This is a genomic window from Streptomyces sp. ActVer (genome assembly GCF_027270795.1).
Taxonomy (GTDB): domain Bacteria; phylum Actinomycetota; class Actinomycetes; order Streptomycetales; family Streptomycetaceae; genus Streptomyces; species Streptomyces umbrinus_A.
In genome coordinates this window covers 1-5,112 of record NZ_JAPWHT010000605.1, presented here as the reverse complement: position 1 = coordinate 5,112, position 5,112 = coordinate 1, and the positions used below count along the sequence as shown (strand labels likewise).

General features: G+C 69.2%; 3 protein-coding genes and 2 pseudogenes. 2 read left to right on the top strand and 3 right to left on the bottom strand.

Annotation, left to right across the window (positions count from 1 at the left end):
* Window positions 1-296 (bottom strand): annotated as a pseudogene (locus O3Q52_RS48700) (signal recognition particle-docking protein FtsY); the annotation flags it as partial.
* A 128-nt stretch (window positions 297-424) separates the two neighbouring features.
* On the opposite strand from O3Q52_RS48700, the pseudogene O3Q52_RS48695 reads away from it, so the two are divergent.
* Window positions 425-1,150, top strand: a pseudogene (locus O3Q52_RS48695) (cytosine permease); the annotation flags it as partial.
* A gap of 74 nt (window positions 1,151-1,224) precedes the next feature.
* Window positions 1,225-2,199 (top strand): LLM class flavin-dependent oxidoreductase, encoded by a 975-nt coding sequence (locus tag O3Q52_RS48690; protein ID WP_269654865.1) that lies wholly within the window; start codon window positions 1,225-1,227, stop codon window positions 2,197-2,199.
* A 137-nt stretch (window positions 2,200-2,336) separates the two neighbouring features.
* Here O3Q52_RS48690 and O3Q52_RS48685 read toward each other — a convergent pair whose 3' ends face one another.
* Together O3Q52_RS48685 and O3Q52_RS48680 are read right to left on the bottom strand one after the other, a co-directional pair.
* On the bottom strand, window positions 2,337-3,755 hold the full coding sequence (locus O3Q52_RS48685) for a sugar porter family MFS transporter (RefSeq protein ID WP_269654864.1): 1,419 nt from the start codon (window positions 3,753-3,755) through the stop codon (window positions 2,337-2,339).
* Window positions 3,756-4,077: 322 nt separating this feature from the next.
* The coding region (locus O3Q52_RS48680) for an AAA family ATPase (RefSeq protein ID WP_269654863.1) at window positions 4,078-5,112 on the bottom strand (1,035 nt) is incomplete at its 5' end.

The following is a 5,112-nucleotide window of genomic DNA, read 5'->3' as shown; positions in this document are numbered from 1 at the left end:
GTCGGCTCCGGGACCTCGACCGGGGGCGCTTCGACCACCGGCGCGGGCTCGTCGACGGCGACCGGCGCGGCCGCCGAGGCGTCCGGAAGATCCACCTCCTCTATCGTGCGGCGCGGTTCGTCGCGCGGCGTCTCGGCCTCGTCGCCGATATGCGGCTCGGCCGGCGGAGCGGTGATGTCGGGGGCGGCGGGGGGCGACGGGGGCAGCTGCTTCCGCTTGCGGCTGCCGATGACGAGCCCGCCGAGCGCGCCGATCACGACCACGGCGATGACTACAGCAAGGATGACGATTTCCATAACGCGTCCAGTATGCGTGACCTCTCACAGGGCCGTTCGTTGTCCGCACAGGGCTGTACGCCCTACGGGCCGGCCTGACCCGCCGCCCGACCTCGCGTCGCAGTGGGCGACCCGGCCCGACGCCCCCGATGATCACGGGCGTCGGGCTGATCGCGGCGGGCGGGATCGCTGGGTGCCGTCCTCCCCCGACTTCACCCGGTACCTGTCGCGCACGGCGTCCTCGAAGGCGATCGTGGGGCACTCGGTCGGCGGCGCCGGCATCGTCGTACTCCCCATGATCCTCATGGGTGCGGTGATGGCGGTCTCGACGCCCGACCTGGCCTCGGCCGCCGATCCGGTCTCGTTCCTCGGCGGGGTTCACCGCGCAGGCCCTCGGCTTCAGGGTGTCGCGCCACTGGGCCGTGTCGGTGAACGCGGTGATCTCGCTGGTCCTCGTCGGCGTCCTGATTCTCGTCGCGACCAGCTTCATGGGCTCGTTCATCGCGTTCCTGTCGTTGCTCGCGGTCGCGTTCTCCGCCTGGGTCGGCGTCTTCGGGGCGGACATGCTGCGCCGCCGGGAGTACGACGCGAAGGCGCTGCTCGACACCACGCGCACCAGCGCCTACTGGTACCGCGGCGGCTTCGCCCCGGCCGCGGTGGCCGCCTGGGCGCTCGGCCTGGCTGCGGGACTGCTCTTCACCACGTCCGGCTGGTTCACCGGACCGCCGGCCTCCGGCAACCCGGTCGGCGAGTACGGCCTCGGCCGGGTGGCCGCGATCGTCGTCCCCTTCCTCCTGTACGTGCTGCTGCCGAAGCCCGCGGCGACCGTGCCCGAGCCGGAGCCGGACAAGAAGCCCGCCACTCTGGCCGTCTGACGATCCGTCAGCTACCGTCCCCCTGCACCGACATCACCGGCACCCCACCCGGCTCGGCGAAGGGGGACTTTCCCATGCCCGCAACGGTCGTACGTTTCAACCTCGTTGAGCCCGGCGCGACACCCGCCTCGCTCAGCGCCCGCTACAAGGCCGCGCTGGAGATGGCGACCTACGCCGACGACCGCGGGATGACCACCGTGCAGACCGAGGAGCACCACGGCGTCGAGAACAACTGGCTGCCCTCGCCGTTCACCTTCGCGGGCGCGGTCTTCGGCGCGACGCGGCGCATCGCGGTCACCGTCTCGGCGATCATCGGCCCGCTGCACGACCCACTGCGGCTGGCCGAGGACATCGCCGTGCTCGACCTGCTGAGCGGCGGCCGGCTGATCACGGTCGCGGGGATCGGCTACCGGCCCGAGGAGTACGCGATCTTCGACGTGGAGTGGAAGCGCCGCGGCCGTCTCCAGGACGAGCTCCTGGAGACACTGCTGAAGGCGTGGACCGGCGAGGAGTTCGAGTACCAGGGCCGTACGGTACGGGTCACGCCGCGCCCCTTCTCGGATCCGCACCCCCTGCTGCTGGTCGGCGGCTCCTCCAAGGCGGCGGCCCGGCGAGCGGCCCGGCTCGGCCTGCCGTTCTTCCCGAGCGCGCATCTGCCGGAGCTGGAGGCCTACTACAAGGAGCGGCTGGTCGAGTACGGCACGCAGGGCTGGACCATGATGCCCTCGGCGGTCACCCCGCTCCTGCACCTGGCCGAGGACCCGGACCGTGTGTGGGCCGAGCACGGCGAGCACTTCCTGCACGAGGCGAGGACGTACGCCTCCTGGCAGTCGTCCGACATCCGCTCGGCGGTGCGGTCGGCGGCCACGACGGTCGACGAGCTGCGCGCCGAGGGCGTCTACCGGATCGTTACGCCGGACGAGTGTCTGGCGCAGGGCCTCGACAGCTACGTACTGCATCCGCTGTCCGGCGGGATGCCGCTCGACGAGGGCTGGCGCAGCATGCACCTGTTCTGCGAGAACGTACTGCCCCGGCTCAAGAGCCTCTGATCCTGGGGCGGATCTTCGGGGGCCGAGCCGGGGCAGTACGTCCTACGAGTACGGGGAGAGGGGCAGCGGGGACTTGGCCCTTCTCCCCGAGTTCGGGGAGCCGCCGGGGCTCGCGCGAGCCGCGGCTGCTCGACGGGCTAGCCCATCTCCTCCAGGGTCTTGCCCTTCGTCTCCGTCACGAACTTGAGCACGAACGGGATGGAGAGCGCGGCGAAGACCGTGTAGATGACGTAGGTCAGGGAGAGGTTCCAGTCGGCCAGCGACGGGAAGCTCGCGGTGATGGCCCAGTTGGCGATCCACTGTGCGGAGGCGGCGACACCGAGGGCGGCGGCGCGGATCTTGTTCGGGAACATCTCGCCGAGGAAGACCCAGACGACGACACCCCAGGAGAGGGCGAAGAAGAGCACGAACACATGGGCGGCGATCAGGGCGACCCAGCCCTGGGTGGCCGGCAGCTTGCCGTCGACGAGGTCGAAGGAGAAGGCCCAGGCTTCCAGGCCGAGCCCGATGACCATGCCCACGGAGCCGATGAGCGCGAGCGGCTTACGGCCGATCCGGTCGACGAAGATCATGGCGATCACGGTGCCGACGATGTTGATGATCGACGTCGTGAACGAGTAGAAGAACGACTCGGACGGGTCGACACCGACCGACTGCCACAGCGTCGAGGAGTAGTAGAACGCGACGTTGATGCCGACGAACTGCTGGAAGACCGAGAGGCCGATGCCGATCCAGACGATCGGCTTGAAGAAGAAGGTCCCGCCGAGCAGGTCCTTGAAGACCGACTTGTGCTCGCTCTTCATGGCGTGCTCGATCTCGGCGACGCGGGCGTCCAGGTCGACGTGGTCACCCTCGACCTCGCGCAGCACCTCACGGGCGCGCTCGTCCTTGCCGGCGGAGATCAGGAAGCGCGGCGACTCGGGGATCGCGAAGGAGAGCAGCCCGTAGAGCACGGCCGGAACGACCATGACGCCGAGCATGACCTGCCAGGCCTCCAGGCCCATGATCTCGCCGCGCTGGTCGCCGCCGGCGGCGTTCAGGATGCCCCAGTTGACCAGCTGCGAGATGGCGATGCCGATGACGATCGCGGCCTGCTGGAAGGAGCCGAGCCGTCCGCGGTACGCGGCGGGGGCGACCTCGGCGATGTAGGCCGGGCCGATGACCGAGGCCATACCGATGGCGAAGCCGCCGACGACCCGCCAGAAGGCCAGGTCGTACAGGGCGAAGGGCAGCGCGGAGCCGACGGCGCTGACGGTGAACAGCACGGCCGAGATCTGCATGCAGCGGATACGGCCGATGCGGTCGGCGATCCGGCCGGCGGTGGCGGCACCGATCGCACAGCCGATCAGCGCGATGGCGATGACCTGGGCCAGGGCCGCGGAGCCGATGTCGTACCGGTGCCGGATGGCCTCGACGGCGCCGTTGATCACGGCACTGTCGTAGCCGAAGAGGAAACCGCCCATCGCGGCCGCCGCCGCGATGAAGATGACGTGCCCGAGATGTTCGGGATGAGCCTCACGGGCTCCTGACTTGAGCGGCTGCGCTGAGCTGGTCACGTGTAACTCCTCGGGCCACCGGCCTCACTGCCGGGGGTGGGGGCGAGCCCTTCGGGAAGGTGTTTCCAGTGGCGCACACGTTTACGCCACCCACCACCTGAAGGTAAAAGCAATGCCGTCGACCTTATGCCTTCAAGTTCCGAAGTCAAGAGGGGGTAGCTGTGAGCAATGAGACCCGAGGTGGCGGAGATGTGTTCAAGCTTTGAAGAGAAAGAAACGGCGCGGTTCGGAGGTGCCCGAGCATGGGCGCCCCGAAAGGGGCGCGGGGAACCGCGCGACCAGCCACGACGAACCCGCGGCGATACGACGGCCCGCCCGAAGGTCAGCGCAGCCTCTGGCTGATGACCTTCGACACACCATCCCCCTGCATGGACACGCCATACAACGCGTCGGCAACTTCCATCGTCCGCTTCTGATGCGTGATCACGATCAACTGCGAAGCCTCCTGCAGCTCCTGCATGATCCGGATCAACCGCTGAAGATTCGTGTCGTCCAGCGCCGCCTCGACCTCGTCCATCACATAGAACGGACTGGGCCGCGCCTTGAAGATCGACACGAGCATGGCCACGGCGGTCAGCGACCGCTCTCCACCGGACAGCAGCGACAGCCGCTTGACCTTCTTCCCGGGCGGCCGCGCCTCCACATCGACACCCGTGGTGAGCATGTTGTCGGGATCGGTGAGGATCAGCCGCCCCTCCCCACCCGGGAACAGCCGGCTGAAGACCCCTTCGAACTCCCGCGCCGTGTCCCAGAACGCCTGGGTGAAGACCTGCTCGACCCGCTCGTCGACCTCCTTCACCACCTGAAGAAGATCGGCACGCGTCTTCTTCAGGTCCTCCAGCTGCTCGCTGAGGAACTTGTGACGCTCCTCCAGCGCGGAGAACTCCTCCAGGGCCAGCGGGTTGACCTTGCCCAGCTGCTGGTAGGCCCGTTCGGCGGACTTGAGGCGCTTCTCCTGCTCGGCACGGTGGAAGCGCCGGGGCTGGTTGCGCGGATGCTCCGGATCCTCCGGCAGCTCCTCGCCCTCGGCGGGCAGGGAGGGCGGTACGAGCTGATCGGGGCCGAAGTCCGCGATCAGTCCGGCCGGTTCGACCCCCAGCTCCTCCAGCGCCTTGGCCTCCAGCTGCTCGATCCGCATCCGCTTCTCGGCGCCCAGGACCTCGCCGCGGTGCACCGAGTCCGTGAGCTTGTCGAGCTCGGCCTTGAGGTCGCGGCCCTCGTTGCGGGCGACGACTAGGTCCTGCTCCCGCCGCGCCTTGGCACGCTCCGCGGCCGTACGCTCCTCGTCCGCCCGGCCGAGCGAGACCTCGACGTGCGCGAGCAGTTGCCGCGCGCCGGAGGCGACGGCCCCGGAGAT